Below are 495 nucleotides of genomic sequence, written 5' to 3'. Positions count from 1 at the left end.
TAGGGTGTGTATAGAATTCAAATCAGGGGCAACCAGATAAAGACACAAGCGAGCATTACCGCCGCTGCATAGCTATCTTTGAGCTTATCATATCGCGTGGCAATGCCCCTAAAATGTTTCAACCTAGCAAAAGCGTTTTCTACCAAGTGACGGCAACGATACAAATACCAGTCTAGTGTGTCATTGTTGCTGTTTTTAGAGTTCGACTTAACGGGTATGACTGACTCAGTACAGTGCTTGAAGATACACTCTCTAATATCACTACTATCGTAGCCCCTGTCTGCAATCACCGCTTTAGTCTGGTTATTAATCGTGCTATCTATCAACGTCTTTGCCATCTTAGCGTCATGCACTTGCCCACCTGTCAGCTCAATATGTATAGGGTTACCACAAGCATCGACCACTAAGTGCAGTTTGCTGCTATTACCTGCAACACTTTTACCAATGGCCTCATCAAGATGACTGGCTGCGCCTGTACTATGCTGATGAGCTTTA

1 protein-coding gene is annotated in these 495 nt (G+C 44.2%); it reads right to left on the bottom strand.

Features of this window, described 5'->3' with window-relative positions; translation table 11 throughout:
- Positions 1 to 17: 17 nt before the first annotated feature.
- Positions 18 to 495, bottom strand: a 478-nt coding sequence (locus ACT3SX_RS15520) for an IS5 family transposase (protein ID WP_444761870.1), incomplete at its 5' end; no start/stop codon positions are given.

The organism is Psychrobacter sp. AOP31-B2-9, from assembly GCF_052378005.1.
Taxonomy (GTDB): Bacteria; Pseudomonadota; Gammaproteobacteria; order Pseudomonadales; family Moraxellaceae; genus Psychrobacter.
This window is presented reverse-complemented; position numbering and strand designations above follow the sequence as displayed.